Below are 18,052 nucleotides of genomic sequence, written 5' to 3'. Positions count from 1 at the left end.
CAACTTGGATTCTTTCGGTGTTTCTACGAAACACCGAATGGCTCTAGACGCGGCCGGCGAAGAAGGCGCCGTTCCAGTGCGGTCCGGGCGGATCGGCCTCATAGGCGGCAATGCGCGCTTCATAGAAGTCGTAAAGCGTCGGGATTGCGCCGTTGAGCTTGCGGCATTCGGCGATGGCGGCGCGCGCTTCCGCCCAGCGCTGGCTGCGATAGGCCGAGAAGATCAGCGCATGGGCTTCCTGCAGCGCGCGGAATTTCGGGTTGGCGCGCATGATCGGGTCGCCGAGCAGCGCATAGACGCGGCGGCCTTCCGGGTGGCGCGGCGTCGATACGAGGTCGATTTCGAGCAGCGCATAGCGCGCGCCGACGGCCTTTTGCGCGCCTTCGCCGACGATGATCGCGGGACCGTAGTGGCGGGCGTTGCGCTGCAGATAGGCGGCAAAGCTCACCGGCTCGCCCAGCACGCCATAGTCGAAGCGTTGCACGGCGCCCATATTGCCGGTGATCGCGGTGCCGGTGTCGATGCCGATGGAGAGGCTCAGCGGCACATGGCTCAGATGCTGGCGGCGCGCGTCTTCCTCGAGGAATTCGTTGAGCGCTTCAAGGTTTTCGACCATGCGCAACGCCGCGTCGCAGCCCTTCGAGGCGTGGTCGGCGACGTCCAGCGGCGCGTTCCACACCGCATAAAGCGTGTCGCCGACGCCGCGATCCACCATGCCGTTGCGGTCCTGCACGATCTTGGTCATCGGCGAGAAGAAGCGGTTCAGAATGTCGGCATAGGCCGTCGGGTCTTCGAGGTAGCGATCGGCGATGATGTTGAAGCCGCGCAGGCCCGCGACCACCGAGGTTACGTCGCGCAAGGCACCCTCGGCGCGGATCAGGCGCGGATTGGATTTCATCTTCGCAAGGCCCGAGGCCGAGAGCCGGCGACCGAACTGCGTTTCGACGAAGCGGATCTCGTCTTCGGTGTGCAGCCGGGTCATCAGCGCGCCCATCAGGCATGCGAGCAGCAGCGTCGTGCCGCCCAGCGCCGGGTCGATCAGCCAGCGATGGTTCTCGAACGCCCACCACGAGCCATAGGCGCCGCTGGCGATCAGCAGCAGCGTCAGTATGAAGCCCCAGCGAAAGCGGAAGCGACGCACAACCAGAATGACGAGGATGCCGCCGAGGAAAATGAAGAGCTGTTCGGCGCTCGCCGCCCAGCCCGGACGAACAAGGAAATGACCGGCCGCGATCTGGTCGATGGCGCTTGCGGCGATGGCGCCGGTGGCGAGTTTGCCCGCAGGCGTGTCGAACAGGCGTTCGACGCCGTTGGCCGAAACGCCGATCACGGCGACGCGGCCTTCAAGCGGCGGCACATCCGACGCGCGCCCCAGAACTTTCCAGGCGGACACCGCGCTTCGCGTCTCGTCGCGTCCGAAATAAAGCCGCAGCTTGCCGTCCCGTGTCGTCTGCGCGACGAGCGGCGTGCCGCCGATCTCGACGCGCTCGATGCCGGGCTCCATCTCGAACGAAAAGCCGGTGTCGGGCGCCGCGACGATGGCGCGGTAGCCGGTGCCGCCGCGCACGACGCGCAGCGTTTCGAGCACGTTCGAGGGATAGAGTTTTCCACTCAGGTTGACGAGCAGCGGCAGCTCGCGCACGCGCGCGCCCGGCGCGCCGTCCGGCATGCTCGCGCCGACGCCGCGCGCCGCCGCCTCGAAGGGGGCGAGTGTCGGCCGCCAGGTCTGGTAGTCGCGCATGTAGTGCCGCGGATCGCCACCCTGCGGCGCGACCGCTGCGGGCAGGGCCGGCGCATGTTGTCCGTCGAAGGCGGTTTTGCCGGGCACAAAGGAAACGATCGAGGGTGTCTCGCGCAGCAGTTCGGCGAGTTCCCGGTCGTGGTCGGGCAGGCTTTGCAACGCGCCGATAAAGCCGCTTTCGGCCGGAAGTGGCGTCCAGAGCCGCATCAACTCGCGGACCGCGGTCGGATCGGGTTCGGAGAGCGCCGCGTCGATCAGGACGGCCGAGGCGCCGGCTTCGCGCATCCGGTCGACCAGCTCGGCGACGCGCTTGCGCGGCCAGGGCCAGGCGCCATAGCGCTTCGCGGTCTCGGCGTCGATGTCGACATAGACGGCGCGCGGTCCGGCGGGCGCGGCCTCGCGCGGCAGGATTTGCTGATAGATGTCGAAGACCTGGTTCTGCAGGAAACTTCCGGCGCCGCGCGGATCGTAAATCGCAACGGCGAGCCCCAGCACCAGCACAAGGCCGGGCAGGATCGCGGATAGTCTGCGGAATGCAGGCGTCGGATTCATGTCTCACTGCGACCGCCCCGGGCAACAATGCCGGAACGGGTGCCCCATATTGAAACTTTCGACCCCGCCTTTGTCTTGTTAAGGGACAAAGACGGATGCCGCCACTGCTTTTGCTGCAGCTTTCGTTCCAGCGCCGGGCCGGCGCGGGTCGGGCCGTATTATGGCGATATGTAGAGTTTATTCGGCGCCGGTCTCGCGCTTCAGAAAAGCGATCAGGCTGGCGCGCTCCTCGGGCTTCCTCAGGCCGGGGAAGGCCATGCTGGTCCCCGGCACCACCGCCGACGGCTTTTCGAGATAGGCCGACATGGTTTCGTCGTCCCACACCAGGCCTTCTTCGCCCTTGGCTTTCATGGCCCTGGAATAGGTGACGCCTTCGCGCGTTCCGGCCGTCATACCGAATATGCCGTAGAGGTTCGGACCGATGACGTTTTTGCCGCCTTCGTCGAGCGTGTGGCAGGCCTTGCAGCGGGCAAACAGCTTTTCGCCCAGCGCCAGATCGGGTTCGTCGGCGCTCGCGGCGCCCGAAACCGAAAAAGTCAGCGCCAGAACCGCCAAACCCGCATAGAGACCGCGCATCGCAACATCCTCCAGAAGACCGGAAACCCGAACCTTGTCCCGGCGTGCGGCCGGGCCGGAGCGCAGGCTAAACGAATTTACCGGGAAGGGAAGGTCGGGCGGGGGGCCGGGACGGCTTGCCGCAGGCCGGGGCGGCGGGCAAAGTGGCCCCTTCGGCAGGTTGAGGCGAGGGGCGGGGACGATTTGGCCGGAATGCGCAATTCAGCGGGACGGGAGGCCGGCGCCGCGCCGCGCGCCTCCTGCGAGACCGGCGTCGACGGCCAGACCCTGCACATCGTTGCGGCGGGCGACTGGTCGATCGTTCATCTCGATCCGGTCGACCGGCAATTGCGCGCGCTGCTGGCCGCGCCGCCATCCGCGCGACGCGCCGAAATCGACTTTGCGGCGATCGACCGTTTCGACACGGCGGGCGCTTGCGTGCTGGCGCGCACGGCGGCGCTGCTCCGCGACAGGGGCCTGACCGTCGATCTCAAGAACATGAGCGAGGCCCAGCGCATCCTGATCGAAAAGATCGACGCGGGCGGAATGCCGGAGCCCGTCCGCCATCTTTCCGAGCCGCTCTATATCCAGGTGACGGCCCGGGTCGGCGAGGCGGTGCGCGCCATCGGCGAGGAAGCGATGGGTATGCTCGGCTTCGTCGGCGCCGTCGTCGACACCATCGGCCGCACCATTGTCCATCCGCGCCGTCTTCGCGTCGTCCCCTTCATGCATCACATGGAGAAGGCCGGCTTCGACGCGCTGCCGCTCGTCTGTCTGCTGACCTTCCTGATCGGTGCCGTCGTCGCCCAGCAGGGCGCGGTGCAGCTTCGCCAGTTCGGCGCCGAGGTCTTCACGGTCAATCTCATCGCCATCATCTTTCTGCGCGAGGTCGGCTTGCTCTTGACCGCGATCATCGTCGCGGGCCGCTCGGGCAGCGCCTTCACGGCCGAGATCGGCTCGATGAAGATGCGCGAGGAGATCGACGCGATGCGCACGCTCGGCCTCGACCCGATGGACATGCTGGTCGTGCCGCGCGTGCTGGCGTTGATCGTGGCGCTGCCGCTTCTCACCTTCGTCGCCAACATCATGGGGCTTATCGGCGGCGGTGTCGTCGTGCAGCTCATGCTCGACATGTCGCCGGGCGTTTATATGCAGCGGGTTCAGGAGGCGGTCGGCTTCTGGACCTTCGGCGTCGGCATCGTCAAGGCGCCCTTCATGGCCGCCACCATCGCGCTGGTCGGGTGCCGCGCCGGCATGTCGGTCACCGGCAGTGCCGAATCCGTCGGCGCGCAGACGACGCGCTCGGTGGTGCGGTCGATCTTTCTGGTCATCGTTCTCGACGCGCTGTTCGCGATGTTCTTCACGGCGGTGGACATATGACGATGCGCAAGGGCGAACCGATCATCGAAGTCGAAGGCCTCGTCACGCGGTTCGGCGACCATGTCGTTCACGAAAATCTCGACCTCACGGTGAAGCGCGGCGAGGTGATCGGCATTGTCGGCGGTTCGGGCACTGGCAAGTCGGTGTTGCTGCGCACGATCCTCGGCCTCAAGAAGCCCGACGCCGGGCGCATCCGCGTCTTCGGTCTCGATCTTGCCGAAATGCCGGAGCAGGAGCGCCGCGTCCATGAACGGCGCTGGGGCGTGCTCTTCCAGGACGGCGCGCTGTTTTCATCGCTCACCGTCGCGCAGAACATCCAGGTGCCGTATCGCGAGCATCTTCAGCTTTCGCAAGCGCTGATGGACGAACTTGCGGCGGTCAAGATTGCGATGGTGGGGCTGAAGCCGGAAGCGGCGGGGCTTTATCCCTCCGAATTGTCGGGCGGCATGCGCAAGCGCGCCGGGCTTGCCCGCGCGCTGGCGCTCGACCCGGAAATCCTCTTTCTCGACGAGCCGACCGCCGGTCTCGACCCCATCGGGGCGGCGGCTTTCGACGAATTGATCGAGGATCTCAAGGAGACGTTGGGGCTCACCGTTTTCATGGTCACCCACGATCTCGATACGCTTTATGCGACCTGCGACCGGATAGCGGTTCTGGCCGAGAAGCGTGTTATCCTCATCGGCACGATCGACGATATGCTGCTGAGCCGGCACGCCTGGGTCCACGAATATTTTCACGGGCCGCGCGCACGCGCCGCCTTTGCGGGCAAGTGAGAGCCATGGAAATCAAATCCAACAACGTGCTGATCGGCGCCTTCACGCTGCTGACGGTGGCCGGCATCTTCCTGTTCATCCTCTGGCTCAACGGCGTGCAGCTCAATCGTCAGTTCGCCTATTACAAGATCATCTTCGACGGTTCGGTGTCCGGTCTGTCGGTCTCGGGTCCGGTGCAATATAACGGCCTGCCCGTCGGCAAGGTGATCGACCTGCGGCTGATGGAGCGCAATCCCAACAAGGTCATCGCCATCGTCGAACTCGATGCACGCACGCCGATCAAGGAAGACTCGGTCGCGCAACTCGAATTGTCCGGTCTCACCGGCGTTGCCTTCATCCAGATCACCGGCGGCAGCGAGGGCTCGGCGGCCCTCGAAGCGCGGCCCGGTCAGGACTATCCGATCATCCGTGCGGCACCATCGACGCTGCAGGACTTGTTGAAGAGCGGCCCCGAAACGCTGCAAAGCGCCAACCAGTTGATCCGCGATCTCAACACGGTCGTCACCGCCAACCAGCAGTCGATCGCCGAAGCGCTCGACAATCTGAACACGCTGTCGGCGGCTCTGGCCGGCAGTTCGGGCGACATGAGCCGGGCGATCAAACAGCTATCCGAAGCCTCGGTGCATCTCAACAGCATGAGCCGCAATGCCGATGCGTTGCTGAAAGACGATGTGCGTCTTTTCCTCACCGACGCGCGCGAGGCGGCGCGCTCCTATCGTCTGGTGGCGGAAGAGCTTGAGGCGATCCTGAAGCAGGGCGGGCCGGGCATCGGCGCCGGCATGGCGCAATTGCCGCAGCTCGTCGCCGAGACGCGGGCGCTTGTTACATCGCTCGAACGTGTCGCCTCGCGCGCGCAGGACGATCCGGCGCGCTTTCTGATCGGCAACAACGTGCCCGAGGTTCGGGCCGAATGAGGGAGTGGGGGATGGGTTTGCGAAAGTTGCTGCGCGCCGGAGCGCTTCTGCTCGCGGCCGCCCCGCTCGGCGCCTGCGCGCTTGTGAATGTCGCCGGCGAACCGGCGCCCAACCTCTATGTGCTGACGGCGCCCTCGCCGCAAGCGCCCGACGGAGCGGCGAGCGCCACCGCGCAGGTCGTCGTCGAGACGTTCGCGGCGCCCGCCGCCGTCGACACGGCGCGCATCGTCTTCCAGCCGTCGCCCAACGAGATCAAATATTATGCGGGCGCGCGCTGGAGCGACCGGGCGCCGCGCATGATCGCCGCGCTCGCGGTCGAGACGCTGCACAATACCGGCCGCTTTCCGGCCGCCATCGGTTCGGGCAGCGGCGCGCGCATGGACCTCGCGCTCACCGGCGACATCAGGCAGTTCGCCGCGACGCGGCCGGCGCGCGAAGGGCTCGGTCAGGCGGCAACGGAAGCGCGGGTGGTGTTTTTTGCGCGGCTCTTGCGTGCGTCGGATCGTTCCATCGTCGCGGCGCGCGAATTCAGCGCCGCGGTGCCGGCGCAAAGCGGCAAGATGGCCGACATCGTTTCGGCCTACGACGCCGCGCTCGGGCAGGTGCTGTCCGAAATGGCGCTCTGGACGCTGGAGGAAGGCGCGAAGGCTTTTCCGAAACGCGCCGGGAGCTAGCCGAGCTTCCCCGTCGCCTGGCCGAGCATCAGATAGACCTTGCCGGTGTCCGACGTCAGGTAGGTCTGCACCAGAATGTTGTCGCGGTCGCGCGCGGCGGCGGCACCGAGAAGATTCTCGAAGGTCGAGATGAAACGGTCGACATGGGTGCGGAACTCGGCATCCTTCTTGTATTTCGAGGCGATGCGGTCGTAGAGGTCGCGGCCCGCCATGTTGTAGAGGCGGCGCGTGAAGACGTTGCGCTCGCCCGCCTGATAGCGCTGCCACAATTCGGCCGGCGGGCTTTGTTCGAGCGCCGCGTCGAGATCGACGGCGAGCGCCTGCAATGTTTCGATCACATGCAGCGAGGCACGCTGGAAGTCGCGGTCGCCGCCGCCTGTCGTGTCGGCGTCATGCGCGGCCGGCCGGCGCTCGGCGGCGGCCAGCAATTCCGACATGCTCGAGCGGCGCTGGTTCTCGGCGCTGTCGCGCGGCGCTTCGGCGACGATGCGTTGCGGCATCGGCTGGCCGGCATCGCCGCGCATGGGCGCCGAGCGGTCGAGCGTGCGCGCATGGCGGACGACGATTTCGGCGATGGTCGCCAGCGCCGACACCTGCTCCTGCAACACATCCTTCAGCGCCTGCGCGCTGTCGGCCGCCTCGCCCGGCAATTCGTCGATGCGGCTCGCCAGTTCGTCGGTCGCTTCGTGCAGGGCGCGGCCGGCCTCGCGCGCCGTGCCGCCGAGGCGGATCATCGCGGCATTGAAGCGTTCGGCCGCGTTGTCGCTTTCGGATGCCGTCGCCTCGATCAGCCCTCGGATTTCGCCGGTGCGTCCGGCAAGCTCGCTCGTCAGCGCCGCCGTCACGCGCGTCACTTCCTCGCTCATCGAGACGGTCGCGGCCTTCACCTTGTCGGTGGTCTTTTCGATGGCCGCCGTCGCGGCGCGCGCGACATCGGTCGAGAGCGCGCCGGTCGCGGCTTTCAATTCGTCGACGGTGGCGCCGATGGCGCGCGTGGCCGCGCCCGCCGAACGGCTGACGGCGGTCGAGGCGCCTTCGGCCTCGTCGGCGGCGGCGCGAATTTCGCCGGCGATGGTTTCGCGCAAGGTGGCGGCGCGCGCCGCGGCATTTTCGAAGGTCAGTTCGATGCCGGCGCCGAGGCCTTCCACCGCGCGGCCGATTTCCTCGGTGTGGCGGGCAAGCGCCGCGTCGGCTTCGCGCATGGTCTGGCGATGATTGTCGAAAAGGGTCGCCATCCGCGCCTGTTCGCTTTCCAGCCGGTCGGCGGCGTCGGCGATGATCGCGCGCTGTTGCTCGTAGCGTTTGCCGAGGTCGTCGGCCTTTGCCAGTGCATCCGTCGCCACCACTTCGAGGCGCGAGGATTGCCGGTCGAGCATCGTTGCGGTCTGGTCGGCGCCGGCGCGGGCCGCCTCGCTGACGCGGCCCAGCGTTTCGGCCTGCTCGGCCACGGCGTCGCCCGCCGCCTTGAGGTCGCTTTCGGCCTTTCCGGTCAGCCCGCGCACGGCGTCCACCTGTTCGCGGATGGCGCGCGAAATCACGTCGCTCTCGCTGCCGAGCGTCCGGGCGATTTCTTCAAGGCTCTCGCGGTGGCGGCCGAGAAGTTCCTCCATCGTCCGTGTGCGGAATTCGGCGCGGCCGGAGCCCCGGTCGATCTCCTCGACCTCGCGCGTCACCAGCTCCTTCAGCTCGGTCGCCTGTTTCAGCGCCGCGTCGAGCCCGTGGCGCATTTCGCCAAGTTCCCGCCGGACCGCGCCCGAAATCGTCGCGATCTGGCCGGTGGCGAAATCCTCCGGGTCCGACAGGCGGATCGCGGTGCGCGCCAGCGCGTCGGCCATCAGCCGCATTTCCTGGCCGCGCCATACCACGAAGGCCAGCATCCAGATCAGCGTCAGCGGCGCGAGCGCCGCGGCCGCGATCAGCCCGGTCTCGAGCTGCGTCAGCGCCTGCAGACCGTCGATCCCGTATTGCCCCCAGAGGAAGGCGGCTTCGGCGCCGAGAACGGCGAGGCTCGCGACAAGCGCGGTGCCGAGAATGCGCGGGGAGGGGCGGCGCTGGATCAGCTTCATCAGCGCCCCGCCGGTCGGGCTGTCCTCGTTGGCGGCGCGCACCGGCGGCTCGGCCGTGTCGGGGCTCGCATTGCCGCTTTCGGCCGCCCCGGACGGGGACGGCAAATCTTTGTTTTTCATAAGGTTTCCGGCCTCCCCCGGCCACAATCCGGGCATGCCCGCCGCCACATTGTTCCAGCCTGTCCGAAGGCCCCCGCGCCGTCAACCATAAGCGCCGCCAGAGAAAAACCCCTCCTTGAAAAAGAAAACCCCTTGGCACGGGGGGCATGCCGAGGGGCAAATAGGGGGCTTACCGGCGCGGGCCTGCGGCTCTTGGGGACCGCCATGCGCACCGACAGGACATCTTAGGCCTTTGTTAACCATAATTGCAATGGCGATTGCGTCCATAACGGCCCATAGCGGCTTTCGTGTAGGCCGCTGCGCCCGGCGCTTAACGATTCCGCAGCGCCTGCGCCCCTAGACTTCCCGGCAACGGCAAACCGGGATGGAGCGGGTGCGATGAAACCCCAGGCGACAGCAGCGACGGCGGTTCGAGGTGCGGGCATGGGCTTTCATGCCGGTGAGACGCCGCGTCCGGATGCGCGCCGGCCGCTCGACCTCGTGCATCTCTCCAAATACACGCTCGGCAACCGCGCCCTCGAGATCGAACTTCTCGGTCTTTTCCGCGCCCAGGCCGGCATCTATATCGAGCGCATCGAAAGCGCCGTCACCGCCATCGACTGGAAGAACGCGACGCACAGCCTCAAAGGTTCGGCCAAGGGCCTCGGCGCCTGGCCGCTCGCCGCGCTTGCCGAGGAAGCCGAGTGGATGGCCGTCGACGGCGAAGGCCGCGACGACATCCTCGCCCGCCTCCGCGACGCCGTCGCCGCCGTCAACAGCTTCATCGACAGCGTCGTCGACGCGTAAGCGCGAATTTCTCTCCGCCGCCGCCTCATCCACAGGTGTCACCCCGGCGAAAGCCGGGGTCCATGTGACTCTCCTGTTTGCTGCGACCGCTCATGGATCCCGGCTTTCGCCGGGATGACAAGGGGAGGGTTGGACACGTTTCAAAAACGCTCCGTCCACGGGTCTACTCCCCCAGCATCTCCACAACCTCATCGGCAATCGCCAGCGCGGCCGTCAGGCCCGGGCTTTCGATGCCGAAGAGGTTGACGAGGCCCGGCACGCGATGTGCCTCCGGCCCCGCGATTGAAAAGTCGCTGTCGCCGCGCGCGAGCTTCGGCCGCACGCCGGCATAGGCGGGCGCCAGCGCGCCGTCCGCCAGCGCCGGCCAGTAGCGCCTGATCGCCGCATAGAACGCCTCGCCGCGCGCAGCGTCGACGCGGTAGTCTTGCGTCTCGCTCTCCGCGATCCATTCGACATCCGGCCCGAAGCGCGCTTGCCCGCCCATGTCGAGCGTCAGATGCACGCCGAGCCCGCCCGCAACCGGCACCGGATAGATCAGCCGCGAAAAAGGCGCGCGCGCCGCGCATGAAAAATAATTGCCGCGCGCGAAATGCAATTCGGGTACATGGCCCGCATCGAGCCCCTCGATCGCGCGCGCGACACGCGCCGCGCGCAGGCCCGCCGCATTGACCAGCAGCCGCGTCGTCAGCCGCGTCCCGCCCGCATCAACCGCAAAACCATCCGCCCCGCGTTCCGCCCGCACGAATTCGGTGTTGAAGGCGATCGCGCCGCCCGCATCCTCCATCTCGCCGCGCAGGGCGAGCATCAATGCGGCAGCATCGACAATGCCGGTCGAGGGCGAGAGCAGCGCCGCCTCCGCGCGGAGCGCCGGTTCCAGCGCGCGCGCCTCCGTGCCGGTCAGCGCCCGCAAATCGTTCACGCCGTTTGCATGCGCGCGGCCCGCGATCCCTTCGAGTGCCTGCGCCTCGCCCGCATCGCCCGCGACGATCAGCTTGGCCGTCCGCTTGTGCGGCAGCTTCCGCGTCTCGAGAAAATCGTAAAGCGCCGCGCGGCCCGCAACGCAAAGCCGCGCCTTCAGGCTTCCTTGCGGATAATAGATGCCGGCATGGATCACCTCGCTGTTGCGCGACGAGGTTTCGGTGCCGATCGCGCCCGCCCGCTCCAGCACCACAACCTCGCGGCCCTTGAGCGCCAGCGCCCGCGCGCAGGCGAGCCCGACAACGCCCGCGCCGATTACGACGGCTTCGATTTCATGGGCTGAGGTCAAGGGTTGAATCGCTCTTGTCCCTCTCCCCATCGGGGAGAGGGAAGGGGCCCACCGAAGGTGGGACGGGTGAGGGGGCCTTTCGGCGCGAATGTTCCCACGGCCGTGCGCGTGCCTCGAACGACTACGAATTCGTCTCTTTCGACCACGCTCAATTCAGCCCTCTACTTGTCGCCTTGAATCGCACCGAACCGGACACCGAAATGTGCCCACCCGATCGCACCGGAAAACACCCCTAACCGGTCTCTTTCAAACGCGCTGTCCCGGTCTCCGCGCCCGTCTCTCAATTCGTCTCCGATTTCGTCTCTCCTGATCGCTCACCACCGGGGATAAGTGCGACTTGTCCCCGGGGATAACTTGCCTCGAAATCTGTTTGTGACAGATTTTTGACAGTTCGATGACAGTCGGGCGGTTTATCCCCGCTTTTTGCCTTTCAAAAAACTTATCCCCGGCCTTCGCGGCGCCCTTAAAATCCGTCCACGGATCAATAGCGCGCCGCCTTGCGCTCCACGGGTCCGTCGTCGGTCAACGCGATATGGGTCAGCGTCTGTTCGTCGTGGTTCATCCGCCAGGAAAGCAGTTTTTGCGCATGTTCGAGCACCAGAGGAAGATATTCGGGCTTTGCCGCCAGATTTTCGAATTCATGCGGGTCTTTTTCGAGGTCGAAAAAGAGCGGCGGCAGATGCGTGAAGTGGACGTATTTGTAGCGATCCCCGCGCAGAATGTTCATCGTGCATTGATGCAGCGTCAGGCCGAGGCGCTTCTCGGCGCTGTCGTCGGCCGGATCGCGGAAATCATATTCCCAATGGGCTTCGCGCCGCCAGTTCGCGGGCGCTTTTCCATCGCGCAAGAACGGCATCAGCGATTTACCGTCGCATTGCACCGGCGTTTCGGCGCCGATGAAATCGAGCATGGTCGGCATGATGTCGACATTCTCCGTGAACCGATCGACCACCGTTCCGCGCGTGCCGTCGGCCGCCGGCTTCGGGTCGCGGACGATCAGCGGAATGTGATAGGACGCATCGAACCAGCCGCATTTTCCAAGCAGCCAGCGGTCGCCCATCTGTTCGCCGTGATCGGAGGTGAAGACGATCAGCGTGTTGTCCCAGCGGCCGGTCTCCTTCAGGAAGGCGAAAACGCGGCCGAGCGCGGCGTCGACTTCCGACATCAGCCCGTAATAGACGGCCTTCAGCCTGCGGAGTTTTTTCTCGTCGGCCGGCGCGCGGAAAAGCTTGCGGCCGAGCTGGTGTTCGAGCCAGGGATGCTGCGCCGCTTCTTCTTCCACCGTCGCGCGCCGTGCGAAGCCCGGCACATTTTCGGGATCGTACATCGCGTTGTAAGGTTCCGGCGCGACGAAGGGCGGGTGCGGGCGCAAGAGCGAAAGATGCGCCACGAAAGGCTTCGTCGCGTCGCCGATATATTCCATCAGGCGGTTGGTCAGGAACGCCGTGTCGTCGACCTCGTTCGGATAGACGAGCGGGCGGGGCACAGCGGCGCCGTCCTCGTATTCCGGGCCCGGCGCGCGGTGGCCATAGGCATAGCGAATGTCGGCCGGCACCTCGTAGCCGCGCTTCTTCAGATCGTCCGTCCACGGCGTCGGCCAGGTACCCATCATGCAGATCGGGCGGATGCCGGGCAGCGGGCCCTCGTAAGTCAGCAGCCACGGGCTTTCGGGATCTTCGGCGCGCGGGTCCTGGCTCGTATCGGTGTAACCGAAGAGCACCGGGTCGTAGCCGATGCGCGCGGCCTCCTTCGCCCAGTTGGTGTGGCGCGCGTCGAGCGGCGTTCCGTTGGTCGCCGAGCGATGGTTCTGCAGATACATGCCGGTGTGCAGCGAGGCGCGCGAGGGGCCGCAGGGCGCGGTGTTGGCGAAGTGGTTGCGGAAAAGAACGCCGTCCTTCGCCAGCGCGTCGAGGTTGGGCGTCCGGACCGTCGGGTGGCCGCGGGCCGAAAGGCACTCGCCGCGCCACTGGTCGGCGGTGATGAAAAGGACGTTCATGGGCGCCTGCTTGGGCTCTGGCATTTCCGTTGCGCTCCTGCCGGTTTTTCGTCGTTGCCCCAGACTATGCGCCGCCCGCGACAGGCCGACAACAGGGGGTGCGGCGTCTTGTCGGCGGCTTATGCGGGGGTTAACCGGATTGAGGGGTTGAAAAGCCGAAGCCGCTGCGGCATCTATGTGCCGGCCCTCTCGCGGGGTCCCCAGGGAGCCTTCCAACACCGGCAAGAAAATCAAGATGGCGAAGATCACCTTTATCGAACACAACGGCACGGAACACGCGATCGATGTCGAGAACGGCATGACCGTGATGGAAGGCGCCATCAAGAATTCGGTGCCCGGCATCGATGCCGATTGCGGCGGCGCCTGCGCCTGCGCGACCTGCCATGTCTATGTGGCCGATGCGTGGAAAGAGAAAGTCGGACCGGCGGAGAGCATGGAAGAAGACATGCTCGATTTCGCTTTCGACGTGCGCGAGAATTCGCGTCTGTCGTGCCAGATCAAGGTGACGGACGAGCTCGACGGGCTTGTGGTCAACCTGCCCGAAAAGCAGTTCTGAGACGTCTTTTCCTTTCGACGCTTACATCAGCACAGCGATTGCACACTCTGCCGCGCCAGGGCGTGCAGCGCTTCTTTCGTTTCGCCGGCGCGCGCCCTGACCGCGAGGCTGTGCAGAACGGACGCCGCAATGCGCGCCAGCGCGGCGGTGTCGGCATCGGGCGGCAGGCGTCCTTCGGCCTTTGCCTTCGCAAACGGGATTTCGAGCCCTTTGTCGATTTCGGCCAGCGCCGCTTTCAGCGCCGCGTGAATGTCGGCATCCATCGCGGCCTCCGCCGGTGCGGTGCAGATGATGAAGCAGCCGCGCGGACCGTCCGGACCCGACATATAAATCTCGATCGCGTTTCGAAAGAAGTCCTGCAACGTCGCGTCGAGCGGCGCCTTGCTATGTGCCGCGTTGTCGAGCGCCGCGTGCAATTGTCCGGCAAAGCATTCGAAGGATTTCAGGTAGAGCGATTTCTTGTCGCCGAACGCCGCATAAAGGCTCGGCCGGTTCATGCCGGTCGCCTCGGCCAGCGCATCGAGCGACGTGCGGCTGAAACCGTTCGCCCAGAATGTTTCCAGCGCCTGCCATAGCGCAACGTCGGGATCATAGGCGCGCGGTCGTCCACGGGGCTTTTTCAACATTTTGTACCAATTCGCAAAAAATCATTGACGATGGAGCCGGATTCAATATTATTCGGATCGGTACAAAAAATCAACCCGCGGGGATAATCATGGATCTCTATTTCGCGCCAATGGCTTGCTCGATCGCAACACGCATCGCCCTCTACGAGTCGGGGCAGGGTGAGGCCGCTTCATTTCATCCGGTCGCGCTCGCGACCAAGCAGTTGGCGGACGGCTCCGACTTCTATGCGATCAATCCGAAGGGGCAGGTGCCGACGCTGCGGCTCGATGACGGGCAACTGCTCACCGAAGGTCCGGCCGTTCTGCAATATGTCGCCGACCGCAATCCGGATTCCGGTCTGGCGCCGGCCTTCGGAACGATGGAACGTTACCGCTTGCAGGAATGCCTCAACTTCATCGCAACCGAACTGCACAAGCAGGTGCTCGCCGCGATCTTCAATCCTGCGTCGCCGCCCGAGGCGAAGGCGTTCGCACGCGATGAAGTCGCGCCCGTCAAATTCGGCGCGCTGGCGGGAATGCTGACGGGACGGCGTTATCTCATCGGCGAGCGCTTCACCGTTGCCGATGCCTATGCGTTTTTCGTGCTGACGCTGTGCGGCTTTGCCGGCATCGATCGCAGCCGTTGGCCGGTGCTTGAAACCTACTACGCCGATCTTGCGCAGCGCCCGAGCGTTGCGCGCGCCTTGTCGGAGGAAATGGCGCTGACCAAAAAGGGCTGACCCTTCAGTGCCGGCGGCTGTCAGTCGCCGGTGCCGGTAGCGCGCGGCTTTGCATCGAAAATTTCGTATTCGTGTTCAATCGATTTTTCGATCAGGAGCCGCCACAGCGGATCGGCGATGGCGCGCGACAGTCCTTCGCGGTCGGCTTCGGCCAGTACTTTTTGTACGACCTCCTCGATCCGCGCCTCGTCGCGCACCTTCGTCCGCTCGCCCTTGATCGCACCGGCCTGTTCGATATAGGTCTGCCGCTCGGCCAGCAGCTTCACCAGCGCACGGTCGATCCGGTCGATCTCGCGGCGGACATCCGCCATCGTGTTGCACTTGACCATTCTCGTCTCCGCGTCCAGGGGCTGCGTCCCCGATAAAATAAGGTGGCCCGGCCGAATGTCACGGGTTTGGCCCGCCGCAAATCGACGCGGAACGCCGCCATTTTGCAATTTGTGCTTGGCGGCAAGGCCCCGCGCCCCTATATAAGCGGCGCAGCTTGTGAAATATATTAAATCACATAGTTTGCAAGTTATTTTGGTCCCGATGGCGGGACAAAAACAGACGGATGCCGGCTATGACGCAAGAAGCGATTTCGACGGACGTGGTCATCATCGGAGCGGGGCCTTGCGGTCTGTTCGCGGTGTTCGAGCTGGGCTTGCTCGATATGAAATGCCATCTGATCGATATTCTCGACCGGTCGGGCGGGCAATGCGCCGAGCTCTATCCCGAAAAGCCGATCTACGACATTCCGGGGCTTCCCGTCGTCAGCGGCCAGGAGCTGACCGATCGTCTGATGGAGCAGGCGGCGCCGTTCAAGCCGGAATTTCATTACAACGAAATGGTCGAGGAACTCGAAAAGCTGCCCGACGGGCGCTGGCGGGTGAAGACCGATGGCGGTCTCGTGTTCGAGGCGAAGGTCGTCGTGATCGCGGCGGGCGGCGGCAGTTTCCAGCCGAAGAAGCCGCCGATCCCCGGCATCGAGGCCTATGAAGGCAAATCGGTCTTCTATGCTGTCAAGCGCATGGAAACTTTCCGCGGCAAGAACATCCTGATTTCCGGCGGCGGCGACAGCGCGCTCGACTGGACGATCAACCTGCAGCCGGTCGCGGCCTCCATGCAGCTCATCCATCGCCGCGACGGCTTCCGCGCCGCGCCCGACAGCGTGAAGAAGATGCATGCGCTGGTGGACGAAAAGAAGATGCAATTCCATCTCGGTCAGATCACGGCGCTGCATGGCGACAACGGCCAACTTGAAGGCGTCACCGTGAAGGGCAATGACGGCAACGATTTCCAGGTCGAGTGCGACACGCTGCTGCCGTTCTTCGGCCTCACCATGAAGCTCGGGCCGATCGCCAATTGGGGTCTCAACCTCCACGAGAACCTGATCCCCGTCGATACCGAGAAGTTCCAGACCAATGTCGAAGGCATTTTCGCCATCGGCGATATCAACACCTATCCGGGCAAGCTGAAGCTCATTCTCTCGGGCTTCCACGAGGCGGCGCTTATGGCGCAGGCGGCTTTCCGTCATGCCAATCCGGACGCCAAGCTGACCTTCCAGTACACGACCTCGTCGACCAGCCTGCAAAAGAAGCTAGGCGTTGCCTGAACCATCGAACGGCCGGAGCAAGAAATGCGTATCGTTCTTGTGGACCAGAAAGGCATCGAGCACGCGCTCGAAGCCGCCGAAGGCTGGCGGGTGATGGAAATCATCCGCGATTACGGCTTTCCGATCGTCGCCGAATGCGGCGGCGCCTGCGCTTGCGGCACCTGCCAGGTGGAAGTCGATCCCGAATGGACGGCAAAGCTTCATCCGCCGCGTGAGGACGAGGTCGACATGCTCGACCAGAACTATGGCGGCGACTGGTCGCGGCTGTCCTGCCAGCTCATCATGTCGGCCGAACTCGACGGGTTGCGTCTGCGGATTGCCGATGTCGCATTGCGCGAGGCGGCCTGAGGGCTGGCGAACGGACGCCGCAAGGTCCAGAGTAGGGACCATGAGCCGCCGATTCATTTGCACCATTCTTGTCGTTCTGTTCGTCGCCGTTGCGGTGCCGCGTGAAGCGTTTGCCGATCCGCCGGTTGGTGCCGTGCAGTCGACACTTTACTTCGGGCTCGCGCTTTCCGGTGGCGGTACGGTCAGCGAGCGTGACTGGACGAGGTTTCTGGCCGAGGTCGTGACGCCGCGTTTTCCCGACGGATTGACGGTTGCCGACGCCTACGGCCAGTGGCGGGATCCGGCGCTTGCCGATGCGCCGATCGTTCGGGAGGCGACCAAGATCGTCATTGTCGTTCACGGCGAGACGCCGGAAGCCGCGGCGGCGCTTGCGGACATCAAGACCGAATATATGGACCGCTTCGGCCAGAAATCGGTTTTCCATACCGATGCGCCGGTTCGTATCGTCGAATGACCATCTGCTTGTCGAGTTTCCGTCATGCTGGCTACAGCGCCTTTCGTTGAAAAAGAATTCGAAATCTGGCCCGGCCTGCTTCGCATGGAGGCGGGCGGCGACGGTGCGCGCGAGGCACTCGATGCCGGCATGGACGCGGCGCGCGAGGTTTCGCAGACGCTGATTGCCGATGCGGAACTTCTTGCCGGCGGATCTGCCGATGTGTTGCCGCGCGGGAAAGCGGGCCGGCTGGCGATGGATGCACACCAGACCGTGCGCGACGCATTGCCCGCGGACAGTTTGCCGCCGGTGCTCGCAGCGCTTCCGGGGGCGATTTGCGACGTGGTTGTTGCCGCGATGCGCGAGCGGTGCGGCGGCGCATCTTTGTTCGTATCGCTCGACGGCGTCATTGCCGTTCATCGGGAAGCGGGATCGGCGGTTCCGCCGCGCGCCGGCCTTCTGCCGGTGCTGCGCGAGTTTTCCGCTGCTCTCGGCGCCGAATTGCAGGGCGGCGTTGGGCTTGGCGGCACTCATTCGCCGGCGCCGACATCGGGCCTTATCGATCTCGTGTCTGTGCAGGCGCGTGGCGCGGCGCTGGCGGGCCTCGTCGCATCGGTTCTCGCCGATGCGGGCGATGTGGCGGGTGCGGGGCGCGAACCGGCGCGTCTGCGCGACCGGCTTTTCGATATGGGCTGGAAGGGACGGCGGGTGACTGGTGGGACGGGGCTCATCGAACCCGAGGCGGTCTGGCAGGCGCTTTCGGCGGGTGTCCGGCGGGCCAGCGCCTTGCGCGAAAAGCGGCTGCTGCGTGCGGCAGCACTGGGGCTCAAGGGGCGCGGACGAACCGTTGGGCCGGTCGATGGCGACCGGCTGCTGCGTTTCGGCGTTTCGGAGTGGCGCTAGCGAATAGGCGGCGTCATACTCCGCGCTGTTCGACGCAAGGGGACATTGC

The 18,052-nt window shown here is 65.4% G+C and carries 18 protein-coding genes; 11 read left to right on the top strand and 7 right to left on the bottom strand.

The genetic code is table 11. The features are described 5' to 3' along the window. Nucleotides 1–43: 43 nt before the first annotated feature. Both KF719_RS03495 and KF719_RS03490 read right to left on the bottom strand, forming a co-directional pair. Nucleotides 44–2,293, bottom strand: a complete 2,250-nt coding sequence (locus KF719_RS03495; protein WP_293507127.1) for an adenylate/guanylate cyclase domain-containing protein — start codon at nucleotides 2,291–2,293, stop codon at nucleotides 44–46. Nucleotides 2,294–2,470: 177 nt separating this feature from the next. Continuing rightward, nucleotides 2,471–2,869: a cytochrome c family protein gene (locus tag KF719_RS03490; protein ID WP_293507125.1), complete on the bottom strand. Its 399-nt coding sequence runs from the start codon at nucleotides 2,867–2,869 to the stop codon at nucleotides 2,471–2,473. 192 nt (nucleotides 2,870–3,061) lie between these two features. Between KF719_RS03490 and KF719_RS03485 the strand changes: the two genes are divergently transcribed. Genes KF719_RS03485 through KF719_RS03470 form a run of 4 tightly spaced genes read left to right on the top strand, consistent with a single transcriptional unit; the run spans nucleotide 3,062 to nucleotide 6,589 of the window. Then, on the top strand, nucleotides 3,062–4,228 hold the full coding sequence (locus KF719_RS03485) for an MlaE family lipid ABC transporter permease subunit (protein WP_293507124.1): 1,167 nt from the start codon (nucleotides 3,062–3,064) through the stop codon (nucleotides 4,226–4,228). Then, nucleotides 4,225–5,001, top strand: a complete 777-nt coding sequence (locus KF719_RS03480) for an ABC transporter ATP-binding protein (RefSeq protein WP_293507122.1) — start codon at nucleotides 4,225–4,227, stop codon at nucleotides 4,999–5,001. Before KF719_RS03485 ends, KF719_RS03480 begins: the two co-directional genes overlap by 4 nt. Nucleotides 5,002–5,006: 5 nt before the next feature. Continuing rightward, entirely contained in the window at nucleotides 5,007–5,915 is a 909-nt protein-coding gene (locus KF719_RS03475) for an MlaD family protein (RefSeq protein ID WP_293507120.1), read from the top strand. An 11-nt stretch (nucleotides 5,916–5,926) separates the two neighbouring features. Continuing rightward, on the top strand, nucleotides 5,927–6,589 hold the full coding sequence (locus tag KF719_RS03470) for an ABC-type transport auxiliary lipoprotein family protein (protein WP_293507118.1): 663 nt from the start codon (nucleotides 5,927–5,929) through the stop codon (nucleotides 6,587–6,589). Here KF719_RS03470 and KF719_RS03465 read toward each other — a convergent pair. Continuing rightward, nucleotides 6,586–8,775 carry a hypothetical protein gene (locus KF719_RS03465; RefSeq protein WP_293507116.1) on the bottom strand — a complete coding sequence of 730 codons (2,190 nt, stop codon included), beginning with the start codon at nucleotides 8,773–8,775 and terminating at the stop codon, nucleotides 6,586–6,588. The two genes, KF719_RS03470 and KF719_RS03465, sit on opposite strands and share 4 nt — an antisense overlap. Nucleotides 8,776–9,153: 378 nt before the next feature. Here KF719_RS03465 and KF719_RS03460 point away from each other — a divergent pair, with 378 nt between their 5' ends. Continuing rightward, a complete protein-coding gene (locus tag KF719_RS03460) occupies nucleotides 9,154–9,561 on the top strand; it encodes an Hpt domain-containing protein (RefSeq protein ID WP_293507114.1) in 408 nt (135 codons plus the stop codon). A gap of 163 nt (nucleotides 9,562–9,724) precedes the next feature. Here KF719_RS03460 and KF719_RS03455 read toward each other — a convergent pair whose 3' ends face one another. After that, on the bottom strand, nucleotides 9,725–10,828 hold the full coding sequence (locus tag KF719_RS03455) for an NAD(P)/FAD-dependent oxidoreductase (protein WP_293507112.1): 1,104 nt from the start codon (nucleotides 10,826–10,828) through the stop codon (nucleotides 9,725–9,727). Nucleotides 10,829–11,309: 481 nt separating this feature from the next. After that, nucleotides 11,310–12,824 (bottom strand): alkaline phosphatase family protein, encoded by a 1,515-nt coding sequence (locus tag KF719_RS03450; RefSeq protein WP_293507110.1) that lies wholly within the window; start codon nucleotides 12,822–12,824, stop codon nucleotides 11,310–11,312. A 235-nt stretch (nucleotides 12,825–13,059) separates the two neighbouring features. On the opposite strand from KF719_RS03450, the gene KF719_RS03445 reads away from it, so the two are divergent. Continuing rightward, entirely contained in the window at nucleotides 13,060–13,380 is a 321-nt protein-coding gene (locus KF719_RS03445; RefSeq protein WP_293507108.1) for a 2Fe-2S iron-sulfur cluster-binding protein, read from the top strand. 26 nt (nucleotides 13,381–13,406) lie between these two features. Here the strand turns inward: KF719_RS03445 and KF719_RS03440 are convergent, their stop codons facing one another. Further along, complete coding sequence (locus tag KF719_RS03440) at nucleotides 13,407–14,006, bottom strand: TetR/AcrR family transcriptional regulator (protein ID WP_293507106.1); 600 nt, start codon at nucleotides 14,004–14,006, stop codon at nucleotides 13,407–13,409. 89 nt (nucleotides 14,007–14,095) lie between these two features. On the opposite strand from KF719_RS03440, the gene KF719_RS03435 reads away from it, so the two are divergent. Beyond that, a complete protein-coding gene (locus KF719_RS03435) occupies nucleotides 14,096–14,725 on the top strand; it encodes a glutathione binding-like protein (protein ID WP_293507104.1) in 630 nt (209 codons plus the stop codon). A gap of 20 nt (nucleotides 14,726–14,745) precedes the next feature. Here the strand turns inward: KF719_RS03435 and KF719_RS03430 are convergent, their stop codons facing one another. Continuing rightward, on the bottom strand, nucleotides 14,746–15,054 hold the full coding sequence (locus KF719_RS03430; RefSeq protein WP_293507102.1) for a chorismate mutase: 309 nt from the start codon (nucleotides 15,052–15,054) through the stop codon (nucleotides 14,746–14,748). A gap of 233 nt (nucleotides 15,055–15,287) precedes the next feature. Here KF719_RS03430 and KF719_RS03425 point away from each other — a divergent pair, with 233 nt between their 5' ends. The 4 genes from KF719_RS03425 to KF719_RS03410 are packed head-to-tail and all read left to right on the top strand — an operon-like array spanning nucleotide 15,288 to nucleotide 18,003. Further along, nucleotides 15,288–16,319: an NAD(P)/FAD-dependent oxidoreductase gene (locus tag KF719_RS03425; RefSeq protein WP_293507099.1), complete on the top strand. Its 1,032-nt coding sequence runs from the start codon at nucleotides 15,288–15,290 to the stop codon at nucleotides 16,317–16,319. A 24-nt stretch (nucleotides 16,320–16,343) separates the two neighbouring features. After that, entirely contained in the window at nucleotides 16,344–16,667 is a 324-nt protein-coding gene (locus KF719_RS03420) for a 2Fe-2S iron-sulfur cluster-binding protein (RefSeq protein WP_293507097.1), read from the top strand. Nucleotides 16,668–16,707: 40 nt separating this feature from the next. Next, nucleotides 16,708–17,121, top strand: a complete 414-nt coding sequence (locus KF719_RS03415) for a DUF3574 domain-containing protein (RefSeq protein ID WP_293507096.1) — start codon at nucleotides 16,708–16,710, stop codon at nucleotides 17,119–17,121. Nucleotides 17,122–17,145: 24 nt separating this feature from the next. Further along, nucleotides 17,146–18,003, top strand: a complete 858-nt coding sequence (locus KF719_RS03410) for a hypothetical protein (protein WP_293507094.1) — start codon at nucleotides 17,146–17,148, stop codon at nucleotides 18,001–18,003. The last annotated feature ends 49 nt before the right edge of the window (nucleotides 18,004–18,052 follow it).

This window comes from Parvibaculum sp. (genome assembly GCF_019635935.1).
In the GTDB taxonomy this organism is placed as follows: Bacteria; Pseudomonadota; Alphaproteobacteria; order Parvibaculales; family Parvibaculaceae; genus Parvibaculum.
Note: the sequence above shows the minus strand (reverse complement) of the source record. Positions and strands in the feature narration are given on the sequence as shown.